This window comes from Myxococcales bacterium (genome assembly GCA_016717005.1).
GTDB lineage: Bacteria > Myxococcota_A > Polyangia > Haliangiales > Haliangiaceae > UBA2376.
Window position 1 is genome coordinate 521,720 of record JADJUF010000007.1, and the last position, 24,475, is coordinate 546,194.

At 75.9% G+C, this 24,475-nt stretch carries 20 protein-coding genes; 8 read left to right on the forward strand and 12 right to left on the reverse strand.

Annotated features, from left to right (window positions below; genetic code table 11):
* Position 1 precedes the first annotated feature (1 nt).
* The 3 genes from IPL61_09115 to IPL61_09125 all read right to left on the reverse strand — a co-directional run bounded on the left by IPL61_09115 (position 2) and on the right by IPL61_09125 (position 6,566).
* A complete protein-coding gene (locus tag IPL61_09115; GenBank protein MBK9031479.1) occupies positions 2 to 5,422 on the reverse strand; it encodes a FecR domain-containing protein in 5,421 nt (1,806 codons plus the stop codon).
* Positions 5,419 to 6,054: a sigma-70 family RNA polymerase sigma factor gene (locus IPL61_09120; GenBank protein ID MBK9031480.1), complete on the reverse strand. Its 636-nt coding sequence runs from the start codon at positions 6,052 to 6,054 to the stop codon at positions 5,419 to 5,421. Before IPL61_09120 ends, IPL61_09115 begins: the two co-directional genes overlap by 4 nt.
* Positions 6,055 to 6,260: 206 nt before the next feature.
* Positions 6,261 to 6,566 carry a hypothetical protein gene (locus IPL61_09125; GenBank protein MBK9031481.1) on the reverse strand — a complete coding sequence of 102 codons (306 nt, stop codon included), beginning with the start codon at positions 6,564 to 6,566 and terminating at the stop codon, positions 6,261 to 6,263.
* 44 nt (positions 6,567 to 6,610) lie between these two features.
* On the opposite strand from IPL61_09125, the gene IPL61_09130 reads away from it, so the two are divergent.
* Positions 6,611 to 7,432, forward strand: a complete 822-nt coding sequence (locus tag IPL61_09130) for a hypothetical protein (GenBank protein ID MBK9031482.1) — start codon at positions 6,611 to 6,613, stop codon at positions 7,430 to 7,432.
* 24 nt (positions 7,433 to 7,456) lie between these two features.
* Here IPL61_09130 and IPL61_09135 read toward each other — a convergent pair whose 3' ends face one another.
* Complete coding sequence (locus IPL61_09135; protein MBK9031483.1) at positions 7,457 to 7,954, reverse strand: Uma2 family endonuclease; 498 nt, start codon at positions 7,952 to 7,954, stop codon at positions 7,457 to 7,459.
* Between the two features lie 188 nt (positions 7,955 to 8,142).
* Between IPL61_09135 and deoD the strand changes: the two genes are divergently transcribed.
* Complete coding sequence (gene deoD, locus IPL61_09140) at positions 8,143 to 8,853, forward strand: purine-nucleoside phosphorylase (GenBank protein MBK9031484.1); 711 nt, start codon at positions 8,143 to 8,145, stop codon at positions 8,851 to 8,853.
* 59 nt (positions 8,854 to 8,912) lie between these two features.
* Here deoD and IPL61_09145 read toward each other — a convergent pair whose 3' ends face one another.
* A complete protein-coding gene (locus IPL61_09145) occupies positions 8,913 to 9,629 on the reverse strand; it encodes a hypothetical protein (GenBank protein ID MBK9031485.1) in 717 nt (238 codons plus the stop codon).
* Between the two features lie 9 nt (positions 9,630 to 9,638).
* On the opposite strand from IPL61_09145, the gene IPL61_09150 reads away from it, so the two are divergent.
* A complete protein-coding gene (locus IPL61_09150) occupies positions 9,639 to 10,097 on the forward strand; it encodes a hypothetical protein (protein ID MBK9031486.1) in 459 nt (152 codons plus the stop codon).
* Between the two features lie 12 nt (positions 10,098 to 10,109).
* Here the strand turns inward: IPL61_09150 and IPL61_09155 are convergent, their stop codons facing one another.
* Positions 10,110 to 10,778 carry a hypothetical protein gene (locus tag IPL61_09155; GenBank protein MBK9031487.1) on the reverse strand — a complete coding sequence of 223 codons (669 nt, stop codon included), beginning with the start codon at positions 10,776 to 10,778 and terminating at the stop codon, positions 10,110 to 10,112.
* 157 nt (positions 10,779 to 10,935) lie between these two features.
* Between IPL61_09155 and IPL61_09160 the strand changes: the two genes are divergently transcribed.
* Entirely contained in the window at positions 10,936 to 12,156 is a 1,221-nt protein-coding gene (locus IPL61_09160) for a trypsin-like peptidase domain-containing protein (GenBank protein MBK9031488.1), read from the forward strand.
* Between the two features lie 103 nt (positions 12,157 to 12,259).
* On the opposite strand, the gene IPL61_09165 is transcribed toward IPL61_09160, so the two are convergent.
* Positions 12,260 to 12,817, reverse strand: a complete 558-nt coding sequence (locus IPL61_09165) for a Uma2 family endonuclease (protein MBK9031489.1) — start codon at positions 12,815 to 12,817, stop codon at positions 12,260 to 12,262.
* 561 nt (positions 12,818 to 13,378) lie between these two features.
* Between IPL61_09165 and IPL61_09170 the strand changes: the two genes are divergently transcribed.
* Positions 13,379 to 14,116 (forward strand): extensin family protein, encoded by a 738-nt coding sequence (locus IPL61_09170; protein MBK9031490.1) that lies wholly within the window; start codon positions 13,379 to 13,381, stop codon positions 14,114 to 14,116.
* Between the two features lie 836 nt (positions 14,117 to 14,952).
* Here IPL61_09170 and IPL61_09175 read toward each other — a convergent pair.
* The gene (locus tag IPL61_09175) at positions 14,953 to 16,068 is read right to left on the reverse strand and encodes a serine/threonine protein kinase (GenBank protein MBK9031491.1); all 1,116 of its coding nucleotides are present in this window, start codon (positions 16,066 to 16,068) and stop codon (positions 14,953 to 14,955) included.
* Entirely contained in the window at positions 16,065 to 16,832 is a 768-nt protein-coding gene (locus IPL61_09180; protein ID MBK9031492.1) for a metallophosphoesterase, read from the reverse strand. The genes IPL61_09175 and IPL61_09180 overlap by 4 nt, the downstream gene beginning before the upstream one ends.
* 102 nt (positions 16,833 to 16,934) lie before the next feature.
* Between IPL61_09180 and IPL61_09185 the strand changes: the two genes are divergently transcribed.
* Together IPL61_09185 and IPL61_09190 are read left to right on the forward strand one after the other, a co-directional pair.
* Complete coding sequence (locus tag IPL61_09185) at positions 16,935 to 17,837, forward strand: hypothetical protein (GenBank protein ID MBK9031493.1); 903 nt, start codon at positions 16,935 to 16,937, stop codon at positions 17,835 to 17,837.
* On the forward strand, positions 17,813 to 18,841 hold the full coding sequence (locus IPL61_09190; GenBank protein ID MBK9031494.1) for a hypothetical protein: 1,029 nt from the start codon (positions 17,813 to 17,815) through the stop codon (positions 18,839 to 18,841). Before IPL61_09185 ends, IPL61_09190 begins: the two co-directional genes overlap by 25 nt.
* A gap of 141 nt (positions 18,842 to 18,982) precedes the next feature.
* Here the strand turns inward: IPL61_09190 and IPL61_09195 are convergent, their stop codons facing one another.
* Positions 18,983 to 20,188 carry a metallophosphoesterase gene (locus IPL61_09195; GenBank protein MBK9031495.1) on the reverse strand — a complete coding sequence of 402 codons (1,206 nt, stop codon included), beginning with the start codon at positions 20,186 to 20,188 and terminating at the stop codon, positions 18,983 to 18,985.
* Between the two features lie 70 nt (positions 20,189 to 20,258).
* Between IPL61_09195 and IPL61_09200 the strand changes: the two genes are divergently transcribed.
* On the forward strand, positions 20,259 to 21,284 hold the full coding sequence (locus IPL61_09200) for a GTP-binding protein (GenBank protein ID MBK9031496.1): 1,026 nt from the start codon (positions 20,259 to 20,261) through the stop codon (positions 21,282 to 21,284).
* A gap of 8 nt (positions 21,285 to 21,292) precedes the next feature.
* On the opposite strand, the gene IPL61_09205 is transcribed toward IPL61_09200, so the two are convergent.
* On the reverse strand, positions 21,293 to 21,499 hold the full coding sequence (locus tag IPL61_09205; GenBank protein ID MBK9031497.1) for a hypothetical protein: 207 nt from the start codon (positions 21,497 to 21,499) through the stop codon (positions 21,293 to 21,295).
* A 465-nt stretch (positions 21,500 to 21,964) separates the two neighbouring features.
* Positions 21,965 to 24,385 carry a Smr/MutS family protein gene (locus IPL61_09210; protein ID MBK9031498.1) on the reverse strand — a complete coding sequence of 807 codons (2,421 nt, stop codon included), beginning with the start codon at positions 24,383 to 24,385 and terminating at the stop codon, positions 21,965 to 21,967.
* Positions 24,386 to 24,475 lie beyond the last annotated feature (90 nt).

Here is a 24,475-nt window from a genome sequence, read left to right on the forward strand (position 1 = left end):
GCTACAGCGATCGCCGCGCGTCCTGGGCCCACCAGCGCACGCCGTCCCAGCGCACGTGCCACGTGCGGTCGAGGATCTTCTGCACGGTGACGCGGGCCGCGGCCTTGTCGCCCTGGGCCAGCTCGGTCATGGCCTGGCGCTGCAACCAGGTCGGGTTGGTCGCGTCGATCGCGAACGCCCGCCGCCACAGGCCTCGCGCCTGGTCGAGCTTGCCGGCGCGCTCGAGCACCTCGGCCGCGCCCTGGAACGACGTGCCCTCGCGCGGCGCCCGATCGATCGGCGACGACAGGTAGCGCCACGCCTCGTCGTCCTGGCCGACCGCGAGCAACAGCTCGGCCAGCGCGCGCTCGCGCTGGGCGTTGTCGGGATCCATCGCGCGCCAGTCGCGGCCGGCGGCCAGCGCCGCGGCCACCTCGGCGTCGCGGCTCGCGCCGGTGGCGGCGCGCGCGAGCTGCCCGTGCAGGGCGATCAGCCGGGTGTAGTCGGCCTGCAGCTGCGCCAGCGCGACCGGCTGGTCGGCCTCGCCGGTCATCGCGCGGTCGAGCAGCGCGGCCGCCTTGCCGGGATCGCCGACCTGCTCGGCGGTCGCGCTGGCCAGGCGCAGGAGCGCCGGGTGGCCGGGCCGGCGCGCGAGCGCACCGTCGAGGATCGCCTGGGCCTTGGCGGCGCGGCCGGCGTTGACCGCGAGCGCGTACAGGCCGCCGACGGTGTCGACGTCGTCGCCGGCCAGCGCGAGCGCGCGATCGAGGCCCGCGTCGAGATCGTCGCCGGGGGTCATCGCCGCCGCGCGGACGAACGCCAGCACGTGGTCGAGGCGATCGCTGGTGAGCACGCGCTGCCGCCACGCGGTCAGCGCCTGGGTCCAGCCGAGCTGGCCGCGGGCGCTGCCGACCACCATGCTGTAGGCCTGGTAGTCGATCGTCGGCGGGGCCGCGGCCAGGTCGACGTCGGTCATGAGCGCGATCCAGCGCTCGGCGGCGGTGCCGGTGCGGCCGCGGTAGCTCGCCAGGTACGCGGCCTCCTGCCGGATCTGGTTGCGGTACGGGCCCACGGCGATCGTGTCGAGCGCGCTCACCACCGCCGGGTCGTCCCACGCGAACGCGGTGGCCATGCGGATGCCGGCGATCGTGCGCAGCACCTCGCCGCGGCCGCGATCGGCCAGGGCGCGGAACGCCGCCAGCGCGGCCTTGCGATCGCCGCGGTCCACCGCGGTCAGCACCAGCCGGTGGGCGGCGATCAGGCCGACGGGTCCGTCGGTCGTCGCCAGCTTCGCGAGCGCGTCGCGGCCGGCGCTGACCAGGCGCAGGTGGTCGACCACGGCGCCGGTCTGGGTGCCGAGCGCGCGGCGCAGGGTCGCCGCGTCGATCCAGCGCGCGCCGCCGCTGACCAGCGCCAGCTCGGCGGGGGCCAGCGCCCCGGCGCTCACGAGCTCGCCCGCGATCGCGGCCAGCTCGGCCGGGATGCCGAGCGCGAGCGCGGTGGCGGCGCGCTGGTGCTGGAGGTGCCGCCACGCGTCGGAGCCGGCGGTCGCGGCCGCCGCCTGCTGGCGCGCGAGGGCCAGCGGCGCCAGCGGCAGCTCGACCGCGACCGTGGCCGGCCCGGCGTCGTCGACGGTGGCCGCCGGGTCGGCGTGGTAGCGCGCCACCAGCGTGCGTCCGCCGGTGGTCACGGCCCAGCCGTCGGCGCTCCGGCGCGCGGTCTGGAGCACGCGCACCTCGGCGCCGTCCACCTCGGCCAGCTCGCCGATCACGCCGTCGGCGGTGAGCGTCATGCGCACGGTCGCGCCGCCGGCCACCGGCGCCAACGCCAGCTGCCGATCGCCGAGCTTGGTGACCCGGTAGAACCGCGCCAGCTGCGCGGGCCGCGGCGGCACCAGCGGCGTCAGCGTCGCCAGCAGCGCCGGCTCGTGATCACCGACCAGGCGATCGACCCCGACGCCGAACTGCGGATAGCGGAACGCCAGCGTGCTGCCGTCGTAGACCTGCGTCTCCTCGACGCCGGTGTCGAGGGTGCGGTGGACGCCCAGGCGACCGCGACCGTCGATCGTCACCTCGGGGTCGCTGCCCCACTGCCAGCGCCCGGGCGCCAGCGCGGCGCGGGCGCGGGTCAGGACCTCGGCCGCGTCGGGCGCGACCGTGCCGGCGGCGCCGCCGGCCCGCTGCTCGAGCACCTCGGCGGCGTCGTCGTACGGCGTGCGCGCCAGGCCGGGCAGCCACAGCGTGAGATCGTCGATGCGCCAGTCACCGCTGGACGCCAGGGCGATCGGCATCAGCCGACCGTCGTTGTAGTAGCGCCACGTCGCCTGCTGGCGCTGCGCGAGTGGCTGGCTGATCGCGGTCGTGCGGTCGCTGGCGCGGCCGACGCTCCGGGTCCGCGCGACGGGCGGACCGCTGGCGGGCTCGGCCTCGGCGCGCGCCGGCGGCGGCGCCGGCGGCTGGGCCGCGCTCGCGCTCCCGCTCGGCATCGTCGGGGTCGCGGTCGTGACCGCCCCGGTGTCAGCCCCGGCGCGATCGCCGGCCTTGTCGGCCTCGGTGACGTCGAGCGCGGCGACGACGTCGGTCGGCTTGTAGTCGCCCGAGCTCTTCGTCCGGTTGTCCTGCGGATCCTCCAGCGCCGCGCCGGCCGACTCGCGATCGCCATCGTCCATGGCCGCGTGCTCGACCGGCATCGGCGCATCGGCGCGGTCCTTCTTGCCGACCTTGGCCTCCTCGGTCCCAGCGGCCGTGGCCGCGGCCTTGCCGCCGCCGCCGCGGCCGAAGCCGGTGCCGCCGAAGCCATAGCCGCTGCCCGTACCGCTGCCGTGGCCGATCGTGCCACGCACGCCCAGGCCGATGGTCCCGAACGACTCCTCGCCCGCGAGCCCACCGGCGAGGGCGTCCAGGCCGAACGCAGCGCCGCCGCCGTCCTCGTAGCGCCACGCCAGCGGCAGCCGCCACACCGGCGCGGTCGCGACCGGGACCGGCGCCACCGCGGTCGCGGCGATCGTCGCCGGCAGCGCGTACGGCGCCCAGGTCGCGCCGGTGCCCTTGCGCACGCCGTACTGCGCGTACATCGCGTCGTTCTCGAGGACGATCAGCGAGGTGTGCTGCGACAGCAGGAAGTGCTCGGTGCCGAGCGCGACCATCTCGCGCTTGCGCGCGTGGTAGGCCGCGATCGCGCGCTCCTCGTCGGTCGGGCACGGCGTGCTCGCGCACGGCGCCAGGGCGCGATCGCCCGCGGTCACCAGCGCCTCGAGCCGCCGCTGAGCCCACAGCCGCGGCAGGTAGCCGCCGTCGCCGGGCGCGCGCGCGGCGCTGGCGAGCGTGATCGTCTGCGACCACGGCTGGCCGCCGGCGTCGCCGCGCAGCGTGACCGCGCGGACGTCGTCCCGGGCCGGCGCGCGCACGACCAGCTCGATGTCCTCGCCGGCCGCGACCTGGTGGCTGCGCAGGAGCGCGACCGCGTCGGGGCCGGGCCCGTCGAGGGTCGCGGTCAGCCCGGTCACGCGGGTCGTGTACAGCGACGCCACCAGATCGAGCGAGCGCCACGCCAGGTCGTCGCCCAGATCGATCGCGCTGGCGAGCCCGCCGGTCGCGTCGGCCAGCGCCGACAGGGTCGTCAGGTCGGCGCCGTCGCCGACGCCGAGGCCGATGAACGTGGCCTTGCCGGCGATCGCGTCGCGCAGCTCGTCGATCGTGCGGCGCTCGCCGGTGGCGGTGCCATCACCGACGTAGACCACGTACCCGGGCTGCCCGTCGAGCAGCGTGACCGCGCCGGCCAGCGCCTCGGCCAGGTCGGTCTCGCCGAGGCCCGCGTCCCGGCCGAGGAACTCGGCCAGCGCCCGGCGATCGATCGCCATCGCGTCGCGCCACGGCCCGAACCGCCGATGGGTCGCGTCGAACGCGATCACCATCACCTGGTCGTGCTCGTCGATGTCGTCGATCAGGTGATCGACCAGCGCGGCCTGCGCGCGCAGCTCGGTCGGGCCGCGCGAGGCGCTGGTGTCGTCGAGGATGATCCAGCGGCTCGGCCGCGCGGCCACGGCCGCGGTCGGCATCGTCGGGCGCGCGCGGACCAGCACGTAGCGCTGGGCGTCGGCGATCGTCGTCGCGACCGCCACCGCCGGCGCGGGCTGGCGCACGCGCAGCACCAGCGAGTCGCCGAGCGTGGCCTTGGTCGCGCGGTAGCTCACGGCGGCGTCCGCGCCGACCGCGCGCACGTCGACCGCGTGGCTGGGCGAGGTGATCTCGCACGCCGCGCAGCCGATCACGTTGACCTGCATCGCGACCTCGCCGACCGGCTGATCGAGCTCGGGCAGCGGCACGGTCAAGGTCAGGTCGTCGTACGTGCGCGCGAGCGGCTGCGTGTACGCCAGCACGACGCGCTTGTCCTGGTGCGGCGGCAGCGGGAAGATCCGCATCGACACCTTGCTCGCGCCCATCTGCTCGAGCAGCGCCGGATCGCGCCGCTGGTAGACGATGTCCTCGTAGATCCGGCGCGCGGCCATGCGCTCGACGACCGCCGACTCCATCAGCTTGCCGTCGACGTACATCGCCAGCCGCGACACCGCCGCGCCCGGCGGCAGCGCGAACTTGTAGACGCCCTCGAGCGTCTGATCCTGCGGGTTGTGGAAGGTCTGGTCGAGCGCGACCCGCGCCACCTGGTTCTCGAGGTGGACGTCGAGGGTGAACGCGCTCATCGGCAGCGGGAACTCCTGGTCCTGCCAAGCCGGGTTGCGCGCCACCAGCGCGCCCGAGCGCATCGGCCCGGCGTCGGGCCGCTCGTCCTTGCGGCGACGCTCGGCGACCCAGCTCACCAGGTGCGACAGGCGCGGCGCCGGGCCCCGGGTCGGCCGCACGCCCTGCTGCATCACGCCCTGCTCGCCGGCGTGGAGCACCTCCTCGGCCCCGCCCGAGCGCAGCGCGACCACGCCGCGCAGGACCGACGTGGTCGTGCGGTCGGCCAGGGCCTCGACCAGGAACCGGGTGCCGAGCACCGACAGCTGGCCGCCGCGGGTCTCGACCTGGAACGTGCCCTGGCCCGGCGCCACGTCGAGCAGCACCGCGCCCTCGACCCGGACCCGACGCGGCCCCAGCTCGGTGAGCGAGCCGCCGGCGCCGAGCTCGGCCTTGCTGCCGTCGGCCAGGACGATCGCGTCGGCCTTGGCGCCCGGCGTGGTCGGCGCGCTGATCGTGCGCCCGTCGCCGCCGCCGCCGCCGCCGCCCACGACGTTCGCGATCACCATCGCGCCCGCGGCCGCGGCCACCAGGCCCCAGCCGGCGATCGCCACCGGCGATCGCCGCGGCCGGTCGTGGCCGTGGCGGGCCAGCAGGCGCGCGCGCATGCGGGCCCGGGCCTCGGGGCTGGGCGCCTCGGGGCCGGCGCCGGCGAGGAGCGTGGTCAGGTTCTGCTCGAGGACGTCGTCGTCGCGATCGGTGGTCATGGCTGCACCTCGCTGAGCGCGTGGCCCAGGGTCGAGAAGGTCTCCTTGAAGGCGCGGCGAGCCCGGGCCAGGAGCGACTTGGCGGCGTCGACCGACACCCCCAGATCCGCCGCCAGGTCTTCGAGGCTCTTGCCGTCGACGTACTTGCTCGCCAGCGCGGTGCGGTACTGCTCCGGCAGGTGGGCGATCGTCATGTTCACGAGGTCGCGGGTCTCGGCCCGGGCGATCACGTCGCCCGGCAGCGGCGACCGCGCCAGCGCGTCGTAGATCTGCGCCAGGGACGCGTCGATGCGATCCCAGCGGGCCGCGACCTCGTCGGCGCGGCGGTGGTGGCGCAGGTGATCGCGGATCACGTTGCGCGACAGCGTCGTCAGCCACGAGCCGAGCGAGCCGCGCGCCGGATCGTAGTCGTCGACCCGGCCGAGCGCGGCCGCGAAGGTGTCCTGGACGATGTCCTCGGCCAGGCTGGCGTCCTTGCCGGCGCGGTAGAACACGAACGCGTACAGGCCGTCGACGTGCTCGTCGTACAGGCGGCTGAGCGCGTCCTTGTCACCGGCGGCGGCGGCGCGCAGGAGCGCGTCCGGGCCGCGGCGAAACAGGCGTGTCAGCACGCTGGCAAGCGGTAGGCTCATGGGGTCCCCTCGATCGTGTGCGCCCGCGCGCGGGCGGCCGTAGCCGGTCCTCGGTCCATGCAGTCCCAACTGTCAGCCACGCCGCCCGAGGTGTCGCCCGGATCGCCGCGCGAACCGGCGCCGCCGGCCGGGCAACGATCCCGACCGGTTGCTGGTCCAACGGGGGTGCGGTTCGGGCCCCTCGCCGTGCTGGCGTCGGTCATCGCTCACGTCGGGCTGATGGCCTGGGTCGCCAGCGTCGACCCGCCGGCGCCCCGACCACGTCCGACGCCGACCACGGTGACCGTGCTCGACGCGCCGCCGCCGTCGACGCCGATCGACATCGCGCTGGTGAGCCTGCCGGCCGCGACCGGGCCGGCGCCGGCGGTCCCGCCCGCCGCGATCGCCCCGCCGCCGAGCGCGCGCCCGCGCGCGGCGACCGCGCCCGCGATCAGCACCGGCGCGACCGCGGTGCCCGAGCCCGGCGCCGGGGTCGAGGTCGGCCCGCCCGGCGCGGCCAGCGGCGAGCCCACCGGCCCGACCGACCGGCGGCGCCGACGGCACCGGCATCCTCGACATGCGCCGCCCGCCCGCGGTCGATCTATCGCCCCGGGCCGTGGCCGAGCGCGCCCACGTCACCGGCGGCGCCCCGCCGCCGCCCCGGGCCCGGCCCACCGGCGAGCTCGCCCCGTCCGGCCACGGCACCTTCCGCTCGGACCAGCCCGGCTTCACCGCCAAGGTCGCGCGCAACGGCGAGGTCACGTTCGAGGACGCCGCCGCGTTCTCGTACCACTTCCCGATCGTCGACATCGCGCCCGAGCTGCCGCACATCATCGGGCGCAAGCTCGAGAGCTACTACAACGACCCCTGGGCCGACGTCCGCGCCGCCAACCGCGATCCCAACCACGGCGAGGGCGTCGACGTGCCGCTGCCGCTGCGCCCCGACGACGCCGACGACAAGGCCGTGATCGTGCCGATCGTCGGCGGCACGATGGAGCTCACCGACTACGTCATGCGCAAGGGCGGCATCGATCCCTACGCCTCGGCCAAGCGCGACTTCCTCGAGCGCACCCGCGCCGAGCGCCTCGAGCTGCGCGCCGCCGACGAGGCCCGCCAGCTCAAGGGCGCCCTCGCCACCGCGCGCGCCCACGCCGCCCGCGCCTGGGCCCGCGCCGACCTCGACGCCGCCGCCCGCCGGATCGCGCTGTTCGAGCTCTGGGACGACGCCGCCGAGGACGGCCCGCCCGCGCTCGTCGCCGCCGGCGACGCCGCCCGCCTCGGCGTGCTCGGCTTCATCCGCAGCCACCTCCCCGCCGGCAGCCCCGACGCCTTCACCGCCGCCGAGCTCGCGACCCTCAACGCCCGCCGCCTGTCGAAGCAGCCGTTCGCGCCGTACTGAGCTTCGCGGGAGCGTGTCGGCGCGCTACGCGTCCCGCAGCAGATCGGCCAGGGTCAGCGGCGGCAACGCGACTGCGGCCGGGACGATCGGCGCGCCCTCGGGGTGGGTCGTGATCGAGCCCCAGGCTCCGGCGTCGCGCGCGCGGTGCACCACCACCACGCGGCGCATCAGGTCGATCACCCAGTACTCATCGACCTCGCTCTCGGCGTAGAGCGCCGCCTTGGCGCCGAGGTCGTAGTCGACCGAGGTCTCGGCCACCTCGATCACCAGCGCGGCGGCGGCGGGGTGCGCCTCGCGGTACGAACGCCGGGCGACGATCGCCAGGTCCGGCTCTGGCTCGGAGTCGTCCGCGCACGCCAGCGGCTGCTGGCTGCGCACCATGAGGTCCGCCGCCAGGGCCCGCACCAGGCGTTCGGTCAGCGCCGTCACCACCGCGCTGTGCGCGCTCCCGATCGGACTCATCGTCACCAACTCTCCCCGGACCAGCTCCACGTGCTCGCCGTGGAACAGCCCCGCCCTCACCATCTGGTCGTACTCGCCGCGCCGGAGCCTCCGTCGCGCCCGACCATCGAGTGCCACCATCCGATCAGGCTAGCAGCGCGGCCCGGGGCGGCCAAGCGGCACCAGGCCTGCGGCCGATCCGCGGGCCGCCGGACGGGCGCGAACACCGCCCGCGCGCGCGCCCGACGCGCCTCCGGTACCGTCGGGCCATGACCGTCCACCTCGAGGCCCAGCCCGGCGACATCGCGCCGGTCGTGCTCCTGCCCGGCGATCCGCTGCGCGCGCAGTTCGTCGCCGAGCAGTTCCTCACCGGCGCGACCTGCCACAACCGCGTGCGCAACGCGCTCGGCTACACCGGGCGCTTCCGCGACCACCGGGTGTCGGTGCAGAGCACCGGCATGGGCATGCCGTCGTGCGCGATCTACGCCCACGAGCTCCTCGCCGACTACGGCGCGCGCGTGCTGATCCGCATCGGCACCTGCGGCGCGCTGCAGCCCGACCTCGAGCTCGGCGACGTGGTGCTGGCGATGAGCGCGTCGACCGACTCGGCGATGATCCGCCATCGCTTCGGCGGCATGGACTACGCGCCGACCGCGAGCTTCGAGCTGCTGCGCCGCGCCGCCGACCTCGGCGCCACCCTGCCGCGCCCGCCCCGGGTCGGGCCGGTCCTCACCAGCGACACGTTCTACGCCGCGCGCGACGACTGGTGGAAGGCCTGGGCCGAGCACGGCGTGCTCGCCGCCGAGATGGAGACGGCCGCGCTCTACACGCTCGCCGCGAAGGCCGGCGCCCGCGCGCTGTCGATCCTCACCGTCAGCGATCACGTCCTCACCGGCGCCCACACCACGCCCGCCGAGCGCCAGCGCGGCTTCGCGCGCATGGTCGAGCTGGCCCTCGAGCTGGCGGCCCAGGTCGCGTAGCGCCGCCGGCGGAACACGCCGCGCGCGGCCGAGGAGTCGGCCGGTGATCGGCGACCTCCTCAGCGCAGGCGCGGCCGATCGGGCAGCGCGGAGCGGAGCACTTCGACCGGGTCGGCCGACAGGCCCGAGTCGTCGGGCCGGTAGCGCACCGTCGGGAGAATCGCGCCCAGCTCGACGATCGCGAACTGCGCGAGCTCGGCGCACGCCGCGGATCGCGGCAGGTCGAGGGCGCGCACGGTGCCGAGCCCGCCGTCGTCTCGGTCTGCGAGCGCGCTGATCCAGAGCTCAACGCCGGTGCCGGTCGGGCCCAGGCGCGGGTCGCGCAGCCGGAACGAGCCCCCGACGAGCGGGCCATCCGGATCGGCCGCCCCACCGAGCGCGCCGTCGGCCCCGAGCATCCGGACCTCGAGCTGGTAGCCGTGGGCCGTCAGGCGCGTGACCAGCTGCGCGATGCTCGGCGCCGCCGCGTCGCGGTAGGTCGACGTCCGCGGGACCACGCGGGCCATCGACAGCACCCATCCCGTCGAGCGCGTCGAGCGCCCGCGGCCGAGCCGCCGGCCGAGCCCGTAGCCGACCGCGGCGGCGAGCCCAACGACCCCACCGACGAACGCGTACGGCCCGCGCTTCACGACACCGGCGGCCGCGTCGCGGCGCGCGTCGCCTCGGACCAGCATCCAGCTCCCCAGTGCTGCCACCAGCGCGAACGCCACACCGAGCACGACGCCGAGCACCACCGGACGCAGTGAGGGGCGGAGCGAGGGCACCGGGGATGACATGCCCCGAGTATCGACCTCGGGCCGTGGCGGTTGCGCGCGGGAAGAGCTCGCTGGCTGCCGATCCCCATCGTCGGCGCCGCCCGAGCGCGGCCCCTGCGCACCGGACTTCACCCGATCGTCGCGCGGGACTACGCGCCGACCGCGAGCTTCGAGCTGCTGCGCCGCGCCGCCGACCTCGGCGCCGCCCTGCCGCGCCCGCCCCGGGTCGGGCCGGTCCTCACCAGCGACACGTTCTACGCCGCGCGCGACGACTGGTGGAAGGCCTGGGCCGAGCACGGCGTGCTCGCCGCCGAGATGGAGACCGCCGCGCTCTACACGCTCGCCGCGAAGGCCGGCGCCCGCGCGCTGTCGATCCTCACCGTCAGCGATCACGTCCTCACCGGCGCCCACACCACGCCCGCCGAGCGCCAGCGCGGCTTCGCGCGCATGGTCGAGCTGGCCCTCGAGCTCGCGGCCCAGGTCGCGTAGCGCCGCCGGCGGTCAGCCGCGGTAGCCGGTCCCGGCCACGCGCCGCGCGAACTCGTCGCAGTGGTACGTCTCCTGGACCGACCGCTCGGCCCGCGCGAGCACCGGCCAGAACGCCTTCTTGGAGCGCACCGCCAGGTACTCGGCCTTGACGTTGCGGAAGCACGCCATGTCGCCGAACAGGCCGTGGCCGCTCGGGCTGTAGTCGGCGTAGAGACAGTTGATGCACGCGCGCACGTAGGCGCCGACGGGCAGCTGGCGCTGGATCTCGAGCAGCTCGTCCTCGAACCAGCCGCTCCGGCCGGAGCCCGCGACCCGCCCGCGCGCCCACGCCAGCGTCAGGCGCACGCGGACGTCGTCGATCCCGCCGTTGTGGGCCGGCGCCCCGAGCCCCAGCTCGAGCGTCAGCGTCGCCGCCGACGCCCCGTCCGCGTCGACCACGGTCTGCGGGATGTCGCACGCGATCTCGCACTGACACAGGCACCCGTCGTGCACGGCGAACGACGCCAGCCGATCCGCCGGTGTCTCCGGCGCGGGCGACAGCGTGTCGAAGTCCCGACCGCTCCACGCGACCCCGCGCACCACCATCCGCAGCGTCGCGCCGTCGTTGGTGATCGCCGTGTCCTCGCCACCGTGGGCGTCCCGATACCGCGCGGGGTACCCGGCCAACCTGTCGTCGCTCACGTGCGCACAGTAGCGCGTTCCCGCGGCGCTCGTCGCGGCCACCACGCCGGGGCGGCCCTCGCCAATCGCACGATTCCACGCAACCGGCGGCGGCGGTGGCCGATAGGGGGGCATGTTCGAAGCCAGACGAGTTCGAGGTAGGGCGCCGGCGGCGGTCGTGGCGGCGATGCTCGCGGCGGGCGCGAGCACCGGCTGCTACCACAGCGCCCATGTGCGGCACGTGCAGGAAGGCAACAGCGGATGTCCGTCGTCTCGCGGTTCGCTCGCGGCGCTCGATACCATCGGGTTCCTGGGCTCCGTCGCCCTCGCGGCGGCCCCGGCCTACACCGATGACCAGTTCGCCGGCGCCCTCGCCGCCGGGACCGGAGGCGTGATGGCGCTCCTGTACGGCCTCTCGCTGCTGGCCGCCGCGAAGGCCGACTGCCACCAGACGCCCGAGCAGATCGCCTACGCGGCGGACGCCCAGGCCTGTGCACGCGGCGACGCGGCGTCGTGCTACGCGGCCGCCCTGGTCGCCGATCGGCGCGGGCTCTCGGGTCCCGCGGCCGCGTTCGCCGCCGACACGCTGTTCGCCAGGGCCTGCGAGCTCGGCGAGCCGCGGGCATGTCGACTCCAGGGCGAGCGGCGACGGCTGATGCAGCCGGACCAGGCGGCCCGCTACTTCGCGCGGGCCTGTGAGCTCGGCGACACCGAGAGCTGCGGCCCCGAGCACCGGCGCGACCATGAGGCGGAGGCCCAGTCGGGGTCGTGCTTCTTCGCCGCGGACGACGTCGTCGTCACCAACAACCACGTCGTCGCCAGCGGAGGAACGATCACCGTGCTCGATTCGCAGGGCCGCATGCACGCCGCGACGGTCGCGCGCGCGGCGTCGGATGTGGATCTCGCTGCGCTGACGGTCCCGACCGCCACCGGGATCGTGCCGCTGCCGATCGGTCGCGACGCCTCCCTGGGACTCCACGTGTTCACGATCGGCTTCCCGATGCCGTCCATGCTCGGCGTCGATCCCAAGTTCTCCGAGGGATCGATCAGCGGCCTCAGCGGCCTTGGCCTGGACTGGCTCTATCAGGTCTCCGTCCCCGTTCAGCCGGGCAATTCGGGCGGGCCGCTGGTCGACGACGACGGCGCGGTGGTCGGTGTCGTCGTGGCGAAGCTCCGCGCCGACAAGGTCACCGCGGCTACCGGTGTGGCCCCCGAGAACGTCAACTTCGCCGTGAAGGGCGCCGCGCTCAGGCGATTCCTCGCAGACAGCGGCGTCTCAGCCACGGGCGTCGCTGGGCCGCGCGCGGACGCGATCGCGCGCGTGTCCGCCGCGGTGTGCCAGATCCTCGTCGAGGCCGCGCCACGCGGTCCAGGCGGCGCTGGTCCGGGGCCGCGATAGCGACGACTTGGCGCGCCCCCGAGGTCGATGCCTGCGGCCGAACCCGGCGCCGGTCACCGTCGCAGGTCGCGCGGCGGCTCGCGCCGCCCGCGCGCAGGTCGCGCTACGCGTCGCGCAGCAGCTCGGCGAGGGACAGCGGCGGCCGCGGCAGCGCGACCGGGGCGACGGCGGCCTCGGCGGCGTGGGTCGTGATCGACGTCCAGGCGCCCACCGCGCGATCGCGGTGCACGACCACCACGCGGCGGACCAGATCGATCACCCAGTACTCGTCGACCGCGCTCTCGGCGTAGAGCGCGGCCTTGGCGCCGAGATCGTCGTCGATCGAGGTGTCGGCCACCTCGATCACCAGCGCCGCCGCGGCCGGGTGCGCGTCGCGGTACGGCTGCCGCGCGACGATCGCCAGGTCGGGCTCCGGCTCGGACTCGTCGGCGCACGCCAGCGGCTGCTGGCTGCTCACCATCAGGTCGGGCGGCGCGGCGCGCACGAGGCGCTCGCTCAGGACCCGCACCACCGCGCTGTGCGCGCTCCCGATCGGACTCATCGTCACCAGCTCCCCCCGGACCAGCTCCACGTGCTCGCCGTGGAACATCCCCGCCGTCACCATCCGGTCGTACTCGTCACGGCGGAGCTTCCGCCGCGCCCGACCATCGAGTGCCACCATGGATCCAGGCTAGCAGCGCGGTCGGTGATGGCCAAGCCGCGCCCAGGCGCGCGACCTGGGCGGCAAGGCCGTCGCCCGGACGCCCCGCCAGCACGACCGGTGCTTCAGGACCTCACCCGATCGTTGCGCGGCCGCGGAGCACGGACCTCACCCGATCGTCGCGCGGCACGGACCTCACCCGATCGTCGCGCGGCCGCCCAGGGCGCGGCCCCTGGGCCCGCGGTCACGGACCGCGGTCACGGACTCCCTCACCCGATCGTCGCGCCGCACCTCACCCGATCGTCGCGTCGCGCCGCGCCTCACCCGATCGTCGCGCCGCACCGCACCCGATCGTCGCGCCGCCCGCCCGTGCCGTCGCGCTACACCTCGCCCGACCGTCGCGCCGCACATCGTCGCGCCGCACCTCACCCGATCGTCGCGCCGCCCGCCCGTGCCGTCGCGCCGCACCTCACCCGATCGTCACGCCGTCCCGCCGCGCAACCCTCGGTGATCACATGACCTTCGGGCCGTGCCGCGCGCCCATCCTCGTCGTCGGCCCAGGTGGCTGTTACCCTGCCCGCCGTGTCGCGCCCGCTCCTCGCCATGCTCGCGGTCGCGCTGCTCTGCGGCAGCGCCGACGCGCGGCCGCACCGCAAGGCCAAGCGTCACCGGCGGCGGACCCCGGCGGCGCAGCTGTATCCGCCGCCGAGCGATCCGGCGGCGACCGCGGCGGTGCGCTACGGCGCGCTCGGCCCCGAGGCGTGCCTGGCCGAGCTGGCGACCCGCCAGATCCCGTACGTGGCCGAGACCGCCGACGGCGTGGCGGCGCCGGTGCGGCTGCAGGGCCCGCTGCACGGCGTGACGTTCCGCGGCGGCGAGCCCGAGGACGAGCGCGCGACCAGCCCGTCCGAGATCGCCGACTGCCGGCTGGTGCTCGCGCTCGATGATCTCGCCGAGCTCCTGGCCGCGCACGACGTGGTCGAGGTGATCCACTACTCGATGTACCGCCGGCCGCGCGCCGGCAAGTCGTCGGAGCACAACGCCGGCATGGCCATCGACGTCGGCCGCCTGCGCCTGGCCGACGGCACCACGCTGTCGGTGCTCGACGACTACCACGGCCGGATCGGCGCCGCGAGCTGCGGCAAGCGCGCCCGGCCGCGCCGCCCGACCGCCAAGACCAAGGCGCTGCGCGCGATCGTGTGCGAGGTCGCCGAGCGCTACCTGTTCAACGTCGTCCTCACGCCCAACTTCAACCGGCCCCACCGCAACCACGTCCACCTCGATCTGACCGCCGGCGTGCGCTGGTTCATCGTGCGCTGAGCGCCCGCCCCCCACCACCCACCCGCGCCACCCCACCCGTCGACGACGGCGCGCCGCGCCGCCGGTCGTGCGCGGTGGGCCGCGGGCGCGCCCGAGCATCGCGCACCGCGATCGATGCGGCGCCCGGCTACACTGTCGGGCATGGGCACCTGGGGCAGCGGCAACTTCGACGACGACACCGCGGCGGACCACCTCTCGACCTTCGCCGCGCGGCTGGTCGCGGAGGTGGAGGCGGCGCTCGCCGAGGGCCCCGGCAACATCGAGCCCGACGAGTACTGGGGGGTCGCGGTGCCGTGCAACCTCGAGCTGCTCGGCCTGCTCGCGCAGCAGAAGTGGGTGGGCGTGACGCTGCCGCCGGCGGCGACGATCGCGGCGTGGAAGGCGACCTACCTCGCGGTCTGGGACGCGACGATCGACGGGCTCGCGCCCAGGCCTGACTTCAAGGCCCAGCGTCGCGCGGTCCTGGTCGCGACGTTCGACCAGCTCGCCGCGCTGGCGCAGGACGACGCGCCGCCGCCGGCCCCGTCGGCGACCAGGCCCAAGCACGCGCCCCCGACGAAGCCCGCCCCGACGAAGCCCGCCCCGACGAAGCCCGCCCCGACGAAGCCCGCCCCGACGAAGCCCGCCCCGACGAAGCCCGCCCCCCAGGAAGGCCGCCCCCACGAAGCCCGTGCCGACGCAGCCCCCCCCGACCAAGCCCGTGCCGACGAAGCCCGCCCCGACGAAGCCCGCCCCGACGACGCGCAGCTGATCTACCGCCGCTACCGCCACCCCGGAGGACAGTCGGCGCCGCTGACCGACCGCGCCGCTGACCGACCGCCCGCTGAACCGCGACGCTACCGCCGCGCGCGGGCGACCGAGCGGCGGGCCAGGTCGCCGAAGCCGTCCTGGCCGTCGGTGAGCACGCCGGCGACGTCGGCGGTGGCGGCCCGGACCGCGGGGCGACGGCCGCGGCCGGACACCAGCCCCAGCGCGCCGCCGAGCGCGCGCACGGTCAGCGCCAGGATCGCGAGCGCGAGCCAGCCGCCGGCGGCGGTGCCGAGCAGCGCGATCCGCAGGGCCATGCGCAGCGGCTCGGGCACGTCGACGAACACCGGCCGCGCCAGCGCGCGCGAGGTCGGCGCGGTCAGCGCCGTCGCCGCCGGGCGCGGCGCCGGCAGCGGCTCGGGCTCGGGCGCGCGCGCGAGCATGGCCAGGACGTCGCGCGGGCGCGCGGGCCGCTTGTCGGGATCGGGCTCGACCATCGCGGCCAGCGCCGCGCGCAGCGGCTTGCTCATCGCCGGCAGGTGCTTGGCGAGATCCATCGTCAGGCCCTTGCGGGGCACGTCCTCGGGCTCGGTGCCGCCGGCCAGGGCGACGATGGTCGCGCCGAGGCTGTAGAGATCGGTCGCGGGCGTGACCTGGCCGTGGAGCTGCTCGGGCGCCATGTAGCCGTAGGTGCCGACCAGCGTCGAGCCGCCGGCCGACGCCCCGTCGGCGACGCCGCCGAAGTCGACCAGCGCGAGCGTGCCGTCGCGATCGCGCACCAGGTTCGACGGCTTGACGTCGCGGTGCACGACCGGCGGCGTGCGGGTCGCGAGGTAGTCGAGGATCTCGAGCCCGCGCACCAGGATGTCCTTCAGCTCGAGCTCGCTCAGCCGCTGCTTGCCGACCAAGGCCCGCAGATCGGTGCCGGGCATGCGCTGCATGATCAGGTTGAACGTGCCGGGCGGCTCCTCGAACGCGGCGTGCAGCCGCGGGATGCCGGCGTGGCGCAGCTGGCCGAGCACCTTGGTCTCGCGCTCGTGCAGCTCGAAGCTCTTCCAGCCGGCGCCGAGCTTGACCCGCTTGACCACGACCTCGACCCGGCGCGCGACCTCGACCGCGAGGAACGTCTGGGCCTGGCTGCCGTGCCCGAGCGCGGCGCCCAGCCGCCAGCGGCCGCCCAGCAACGGACCGTCGACCGCCATCACGCGGCTCGCAGCGTGAACACCGCGACCTCGGAGGCGGTGCCCTCGCCGACGCGCACGCGCACGCCCGAGAAGCCGACCCCGGGCGTCACGTACAGGTGGCCGTCATCGATCGGGTAGAAGCCGCGCCGGAACGTGCGACCCATGCGCGCGATGATCCGATCGGTGACGCCGCGCAGGTAGATCTGCCCGCCGTGCATGTGCCCCGAGAGCACCAGGCGCGCGCCGCGCGCGACCAGCTCGGGCGCCAGCTCGGGATCGTGGCACAAGGCGACGGTGGTGCCGTCGGCGCGCGCGCCCACCCCAGCGAAGGCGCCGTCGGCGTCGTCGTGGTGGGTGATGGGGTCGTCGATGCCGACCAGCGTCAGCGGCGCGCCGCGCACGTCGAACCGGGTGTGCTGGTTGTCGAGGACGTCGTAGCCGTGGCCGGCCAGCGCCGCGCGCACGCCGCGGGCGTCGGTGAAGTAGTCGTGGTTGCCGAGCGTGGCCGCGACCCGGGTCGCGCGCAGGCCGCCGAGCTGGTCGCGCACCAGCCCGACCTCGTGCTTGCGCCAGCACACGTAGTCGCCGGTGAGCGCGACCACGTCCGGGGCGGCGTCGTTGGCCAGCTCGATCGCCGCGCGCACGTGGCTGGCCGGCGTCAGGTTGCCGACGTGGATGTCGGACAGGTGCGCGATCACCACGCCGTCGTGGCGCGGGTCGAGCCCGGCGACCGCGACCTCGTGGCGGACCAGGCGCGGCGGCGGCAACGGCTTGGCGCGACCCATGAGCCGCCCACTGTAGAGCGCCCCCACCGCCGCGCAAGCCCTGGCGGTCGTGACGGCCGGGTTGCGGCTGGGGGTGGGGCCTGGCACATTGGACCTGAGACGATGGCACAACCAGCCCTGGCCGAGGTTCGCGTGTCCTGTCCGGCGTGCGGTGGTGCGATCCATCCGATCGCCGGGCGCTGCAAGCACTGCAAGGCCGACCTCGTCGCTGCTCGCGGTGGGGCGACCGCGGCGATCGGCTCGGTGATCCAGCTCGGCGCGCTGGCGCCAGCACCATCGGGCCCGGCCCCGGGGTTGCCCTCGGGCCCGCCGACGGCGGCGCCGAGCCCGGCGAGCGGGCTGCCGGCGGTGGCCACCGCCGCGCCGCCGCCGGTGATGATCGCGCAGCCGCTGGTCGCGCCGCGCCGGGCCTCCTGGCGGCGCCGCTGGCCGCTGCTGGTGGCGGCCCTGGCCGCGGTCGCGATCGTCGTCAGCGTCGCGGTGCTGGTCTTCGGCGGCGAGGATCCCAAGGCCCGCCGCCGGCGCGCGCTGGGCCCGGCGCCCGACCGCATGCAGACCGATCAGCTCCCCACCGATCCGTGGAAGGGCTCGGGCCGCGCGCCCGATCCCGATCAGCTCCAGCCGGTCCCGCAGGCGCCGCCGCCCGACATCGATCCTGGCGGCGGCGCACCGCAACCGCCGCGCGTGCCGACGCCGCCCGCGGCTGGCGGCGGCTCGATCACGTCGGCCGACGAGTTCGTGACCCGCGCGGTCGACGTCGGCTGTCAGCGCCTGGCGACGTGCTGGGGCGGCCCCAGCGCCTCGGGCATCTGCGAGGAGCTCAAGCAGCTGACCGCCAGCGGCCTGGCGATGTCGACCGGCTGCCCGCAGTTCGATCCAGCCTCGGCCAGCCAGTGCGTCAACCAGCTCGCCAGCCTGCCGTGCCCGGACAGCAACGTGCAGCTGCCCGAGCTGCTCGGCATGGTCGCAGGCCTCGACGCATGCATGCGCACGTGCCAGGAGTAGCGCGCCGCGCGACCTTCGCGCTGGCGCTCGCCAGCGCGGTCGCCGGGTGCGGCAGCAAGCGCCGGGCCGCCGCAACGCCGCCGCCGGCCGACGCCGCCGTCGCGGGACCGGTCGTCCACGATCTCGGCGCGACGCCGCTGCGCCCCGACGAGCCGCACCCGCCGATGCCGCAGGAGCTGCGGACCACCGTGCTCGAGACCGGCGATCCGCCGCGCACGGTCCGGCGCTACCTGACCACGCCCGCGCCCGAGCGCACGCTGACCGTGCGCGCCGCGATCACGGTCCACGGCTATCGCGACGGCGCCTGGTACGGCCCGACCGAGCTGCCGGCGATCACCGACGGCTTCGGGATCAGCGTCGAGGCCGGCGCCAGCCCGACGCTCGTGCTGCGCGGCCTCGAGGGCACGGTCGCCGACGCCGCGCCCGCCATCCGGGCCAGCACCGACGACGTGACCGCGCGCTGGCGCGTGCTGCTCGAGCGCCGCCGGGTGGCGATCGCCGCCGACGCCCGCGGCCGGCTGGGACCGATCACGTTCGTCGACGATCCCGATCGCAAGCGCGCCGACGACGAGCTCGCCACCGACGAGCTGGTCCAGCGCTGGCTGGCGCTGGCGGTGCCGTGGCCCGACGAGCCGATCGGCCCGGGCGCGCGCTGGCGGGTCGTCACGCTCCTGCGGGTCGGCGGCGCGTACTTCAAGCAGACCGCGACCTACAAGCTGGCCGCGGTCGAGGGCGATCGCCACACCGTCGAGGTCGACCTCACCCGCCTGGCCGAGCGCCAGCTGCTCGACGTGCCGGGGCTGCCGGCGGGCGCGACGGCGGAGCTGATCGGCATCGTCCGCTCGGTCAAGGGCACGGTCGTCGTGACGTCGGTCGCGCCGCTACCGCTGTCGGGCGAGCTCACGTCGACCCAGAGCACCCACGCCCAGTTCCACCTGGGCCCGGGCGCGCCGATCGACGAGGTCACCGACGATCGCGCGACGCTGACGCTCACGAGCAAGTGACCTCGGATCGACGGGATCCCGGCGATGATCGGGATCGATCACGAGTTCGACGACGCCCGCGCGCGCGGCTTCGGCGGCCACCGCCGCCCGACGGCCACCGCCACGTCGCCCGGCCCCACGCGCGCGCGGCCGCGGTGACCGCTACCACACCAGGTCGATCACCTCGAGCGAGGGCGGCGACGCGTACCGGAACGGCACCAGCGAGTAGCCGATGCCGGCGGTGACGATCACCGTGGTCGCTCCGAGCTGGGAGCGCCCGTCGACGTAGGGCGTCTCGATCCGCGCCGGCGACACGTGCACCAGGCCCAACACCGGGTTGAGCTGTCCGCCGTGGGTGTGGCCAGCCAGGACCAGATCGACCCGGCCGCGGACCCGGGCCGCGATCGCGGCGTCGAACTGGTGGGTGACCACGATCGCGAAGTCAGCGCCGGCCAGCGCCGCCAGGCCGGCGTCGATCGTGGCGCCGTCGGTGCGGGTCAGGTAGTTGTGCTCGAGGAACAGGACCCCGATGCGGCGGCCCTGGTGCGTGAACCACCGGACCTGGTCGCGGACCATCGACACGCCGTGCTCGGCCAGCGCCGCCTCGACCTCGCGCACGCTGCGCGCGCGATCGACGTAGGCGAAGTGCTCGTGGTCGCCGACGACCGAGAACGTGCCCAGGCGGCTGCGCAGCGCGCCGGCGCTGGCCGCGGCCGCGGCGATGTAGTCGGGCCCGGTGTTGATCCAGTCGCCACCGGCCAGCACGAGGTCGGCGCCGGCGGCGTTGGCCAGCCCGACGACCTGGGCCGCGCGCGCGCGGTCGGTCTGGCGATCTTGTTGCAGGTCCGCCAGGAAGACGATCCGGAACCCGGCCCCGGCGCTGGCGGCGCCCGGCCCCAGCCGGTAGTGCCGCACCCGCAGCGCGTCGCGCTCGAGCACGATCCGCGCCGGCGTGTAGATCGCGAACGCCGCGATCACCGCGATCACCGCCCAGGCCCGGGCCCGCCCGGCCCGCGCCGGTCCGCGCCGGCGCCGCCAGAGGTAGTGCCCGAGCTCGATCGCGCCCAGCCACGGCAGCGCCTGGCCCAGGATCAGCACCGCCACGAAGAACGGGTACACCAGCAGCCAGGTGGCCAGCGGCCCGTCGAACCGCGGCATGGTCGCGGCGCCGGTCGCGAGCGTGACCGCGACCGCGACCACCATCACCAGCGGGTAGCCGAACAGGAGCCACGCGGTCAGCGCGCGCGCGACCCGCACCGCGCGCGGCCCGCGCCCGAGCGTGGCCAGCGCCTCGCCGAGGCGGCGCCGCAGGTACAGGCCGGCGACGACGATCAGCGCCAGCGCGACGGCGAGCATGACGAACCACACCCCCGCCACGTAGCACGCCGCCGCCGCCGTGCCCCTTGCGGCGCCGATCGCGCCGCGCTACCCAGGCGGCATGAGCGCCCCGCCCCGCCTGCCGGTCACGGTGCTGACCGGGTTCCTCGGCGCCGGCAAGACCACGCTGCTCAACCGCCTGCTCGGCGAGCCGGCCCTGGCCGGCGCCGCGGTGCTGATCAACGAGGTCGGCGCGGTCGCGATCGATCACCACCTGGTGCGCGCGGTGCGCGGCGACGCGCGGGTGCTGGGCAGCGGCTGCGTGTGCTGCACGGTCGCCGGCGACCTGGTGCGGGCCCTGGCCGAGCTGCGGGCGCAGCTCGACCGCGGCGAGCTGCCGGCGATCGATCGGGTCGTGCTCGAGACGTCCGGCGTCGCCGATCCCACCGGCGTGATCGCGACCTTGGTCCAGCACCCGCTGCTCGCGCGCGCGTACCACCCGGCCGCGGTGGTGACGGTGGTCGACGGCGTCGACGGCGTCGGCACGCTGGCGCGACACCGCGAGGCGGTGAGCCAGGTGGCGCTGGCCGATCGCGTGATCATCAGCAAGGTCGATCTGGCCGACGACGCGACCGTGGCCGCGGTCGAGGCCGCGGTGCGCACGCGCAACGGCGCGGCGCCGCTGGTGCGCGCGGTCGACGGCGCGATCGACCCGGCGGTGGTGGCCGAGCTCGCGGCGGTGCACGCCGACGACGGCGCCGGGCTCGCGCGCTGGCTCCGGGCCGCGACCGCGCGGCCGCTGCTCGGCGGCGAGGCCCGCACGCACGCCGACGTCATCACGTCGGTCGCGTGCTTCGAGGCGCCGGTGCGCCTCGGGCCGCTGGCGCTGTGGCTGTCGCTGATGACCCAGATCCACGGCGGCGCGCTCTTGCGCGTGAAGGGGCTGGTCGCGGCGGTCGGCGAGCCCGGGCCGATGGTGATCCACACCGTCGGCCACGTCGTCCATCCGGCCCGACCGCTCGCGGCCTGGCCCGACGACGATCACCGCACCCGCCTGGTCTTCATCGCGCGCGGCATGTCCGCGCCGATGCTGCGCTCGCTCCTGGTCAACCTGGGCGAGACGCTGGGGCAGCCGCTGCTGCCGTAGCGGGCCGCTCAGCGGGTGATCGAGGTCGGCGCCGGCGCAAAGCCGGCACCGCGCGCGCTCGCCGCCAGCGCGCCGAGGCCCAGCGTCACCAGCAGCGTCACGCCCACCGCGAGCACCACATCGCGGGTGCCACGGCTGCGCTGACGACGGACGATCTGATCGAGGCGTTGCGTGTTCATGCCGAGCGCTCTATGCGAACGGCGGACCAACGGCACTTCGGCGTCCGAACCTGGTTCGATCGTCGCGGCTCCGTGCGGTTGCCGACGACAACGTCGCCGACTCGCGCTCAATCGTCCACGCCCGATGACGATCTTGCGTGCGGTGCGACCAGTCGCTGCGACACCTGCGCGGTCGCACCGCGCACGCACACCGACAGTGATGTCGTGGCACCCCGGTCAGACCGCGCAAGCCCGTGATCCGCAAGGCCCGCGCTGGTCGCTCGGGTGGCCGGCGGGTGGGCGCGCCAGGACAGCTCGGCACACCGCGTCGCCCCACGCCGTCGGTGCGTCGCCCACACCGCCGCCGCGCGACGACCACAACGCACCCGCGACCGCATACGCGCGCCGCGCACGCGCGCCGACCGCGCCGCACGCGCGCCGACCGCGCCGCACACGCGCCGCACGCGCGCCGACCGCGCCGACCGCGCCGACCGCGCGACGATCGCGCCGCGCGCGCCGACGTCAGCTGTCCTTGAGGACGACCACGGTCACGCCGTCGCCGCCCTCGCTGCCCTCGCCGGGTCGCGACGACTTGGCCGCCGGGTGCCGCGTCAGGTGCTGGCGCACCGCATTGCGCAGCACGCCGGTGCCGTGGCCGTGCAGGACGAAGATCGCGTCGTGGCCGAGCAGCAAGGCCTCGTCGAGGAACCGATCGAGGCTGGCGATCGACTCGTCGACGCGCTGGCCGCGCAGATCGAGCGTGGTCGTGGGCGTGCGCGCGCCGGCCTTCGCGGGATCGTTGCCGTCGACGGTCGCCAGCGCCGGCGCCGGCGCCGGCTCGGCCCGGGCGGTCGCCTGCTGCGCGGCGCGGGCCTGGCGGTGGCTGTCGATCAGCACGTCGGCGACGTCGACCAGCGCGTGCATCGCGCCGAGCCGCACGCCGACCTTGCCGCGCTCGGGCGCGGCCGCGACGAAGCCGCGCCCGCGCAGGCTCGGCACGATCACCGGCGCGCCGATCACCAGCTCGCGCGCGGCGGCCGGGCGCCCCGGCGGCAGGTCGGCCTCGGGCTCGTGGCGCGCGACCTCGCTGCCGACCTTGACCAGCTGGCGCCGGGCCTGCTGCACGTCGGCCAGCTTGGCGGCCTGCTCCTTCTTGCGCAGCTCGATGCGCACGCGCTCGGCCTCGGCTCGGGCCTGGCGCAGCGCGCCCAGCGCCTCGCCGTGGGCGCGGCTGTGCTCGCGATCGCCCTTCACGCGCGCGCGATCGCGATCGATCTTCTGGGCCATGCGATCGGCCTCGACCGCCTCGAGCTCGGCCAGCAGCGCCGCGCGCTCCTCCTCGAGGCGGCGCCGCTGATCGGCCACCGACGCCAGCAGCCGCTCGACGCTCATGCCGACGTCGCCGACCAGCGCGGTCGCGCGATCGACCACCTCGGCCGGCAGCCCGACCCGGCGCGCCACCATCAGCGCGCCCGAGCTGCCGGGCACGCCCAGGTGCAGCTTGAACGTCGGCTCGAGCTTCTCGAGGTCGAAGCCGACCGAGGCGTTGACGTAGCGCGGATCGGTCGCGGCCACGGCCTTGAGCCGCTCGTAGTGCGTCGTCACCAGCGCGGTCACGCCGCGCGCGGCCAGCGCCTCGATCACCGCCTGGGCCAGCGCCGCGCCCTGATCGGGATCAGTGCCGACCGCGAGCTCGTCGATCAGGACCAGCATGCCGGGGCCGCCGTCGGCGAGCAGCTGCCGCAGCCGCGCGACGTGGCCGGTGAACGTCGACAGGTTGGCCTCGAGGTTCTGGGCGTCGCCGATGTCCGAGCGCACGTCGGTGAACCAGCCGATCACGCTGCCGCTCTCGGCCGGCAGGTGCAGGCCGCACCGGGCCATCAGCGCGCACAGGCCGGTGGTCTTGAGCGCGACGGTCTTGCCGCCGGCGTTGGGGCCCGAGATCAGCAGGCAGCCGCCGGCCACGACCTGCACGTCGTTCGCGACGCAGCGGCGCCCGGCCAGGAGCATCAGCGGGTGGCGCGCGTGCAGGAGCGCGACCCGCGGGGCCGGATCGAGCACCGGCGCGCTGGCGATCAGCTCCTCGCCCAGCACGCCGGCCGCGACGATCACGTCGAGCTCGCCGACCGCGCCCATGGCCGCGTCGAAGCCGTCGGCCTCCTCGGCCACCCAGCCTGACAGGCGCGCGAAGATCCGGCGCTCCTCGTCGGCGACCTCGCACTCGGCCAGCTTCTTCTTGTTGTTGAGATCGACGATCTCCTCGGGCTCGATGAAGATCGTCTGCCCGCTCTGCGAGGTGCCGTGGACGATGCCCTTGACGAAGCCCTTGCCGTCGGTGCGCACCGGCAGCACGTAGCGATCCTCGCGCTGGGTGTAGTAGTCGTCCTGGAGCAGCGGCGCGTAGCGCGGATCGTGGACCAGCTCCTCCATCCGACGATCGAGCTGGTGGGTCAGCCCGACGACCGACCTGCGCAGCGGCCCCAGCGCCGGGCTGGCGTGATCGACCAGGCGGCCGTCGGGATCGAAGGCCTCGAGGATCGGGTGGAAGACGTGGCCGAGGTCGGGGATCACCGCGGCGATCGCGGCCAGCGCCGGCGCGACCTCGGCGTGGACGCGCAGGTGCCGCCGGACCCGGGCCAGGGCCTGGCCGGTGTGGCCGACCGCGACCAGCTCGACGGCGTCGAGCGCCGCGGCCTTGCGCACCCGCGCGATCGCCGGGCCGATCTCGGCGACGCCACCCAGCGGCACCGCGGCGTCGATCGACGCCAGGTGCCGGGCCTCGCTGACCGCGGCGATCCGCGCGCGCGCGGCCTCGAGGTCGGCCACCGCGGGCGTCGCGCGCACGGCCTCGGCCCCGCGCCCGGTCGCGCACCGGGCGGCCCAGTGGTCGACGAGCGCGGGCCAGCCGAGGTCGGCGGCGGTCTGAGGATCCAGGCCCAGCACGGGGCCAGGCTTCTAGCACGATCGGCGCGGCGGCGACCGCCAAACCGCAGCGCCAGCGGCGCGCAGCGCGCGGGCCGGGCGCGCGCAGCC

Coding starts and splice junctions, on each gene's coding strand:
- IPL61_09115 (MBK9031479.1), bottom strand. CDS start 5,422: ATGACCACCGATCGCGACGACGACGTCCTCGAGCAGAACCTGACCACG.
- IPL61_09120 (MBK9031480.1), bottom strand. CDS start 6,054: ATGAGCCTACCGCTTGCCAGCGTGCTGACACGCCTGTTTCGCCGCGGC.
- IPL61_09130 (MBK9031482.1), top strand. CDS start 6,611: ATGCGCCGCCCGCCCGCGGTCGATCTATCGCCCCGGGCCGTGGCCGAG.
- deoD (MBK9031484.1), top strand. CDS start 8,143: ATGACCGTCCACCTCGAGGCCCAGCCCGGCGACATCGCGCCGGTCGTG.
- IPL61_09145 (MBK9031485.1), bottom strand. CDS start 9,629: ATGTCATCCCCGGTGCCCTCGCTCCGCCCCTCACTGCGTCCGGTGGTG.
- IPL61_09165 (MBK9031489.1), bottom strand. CDS start 12,817: ATGGTGGCACTCGATGGTCGGGCGCGGCGGAAGCTCCGCCGTGACGAG.
- IPL61_09180 (MBK9031492.1), bottom strand. CDS start 16,832: ATGGGTCGCGCCAAGCCGTTGCCGCCGCCGCGCCTGGTCCGCCACGAG.
- IPL61_09185 (MBK9031493.1), top strand. CDS start 16,935: ATGGCACAACCAGCCCTGGCCGAGGTTCGCGTGTCCTGTCCGGCGTGC.
- IPL61_09190 (MBK9031494.1), top strand. CDS start 17,813: ATGCATGCGCACGTGCCAGGAGTAGCGCGCCGCGCGACCTTCGCGCTG.
- IPL61_09200 (MBK9031496.1), top strand. CDS start 20,259: ATGAGCGCCCCGCCCCGCCTGCCGGTCACGGTGCTGACCGGGTTCCTC.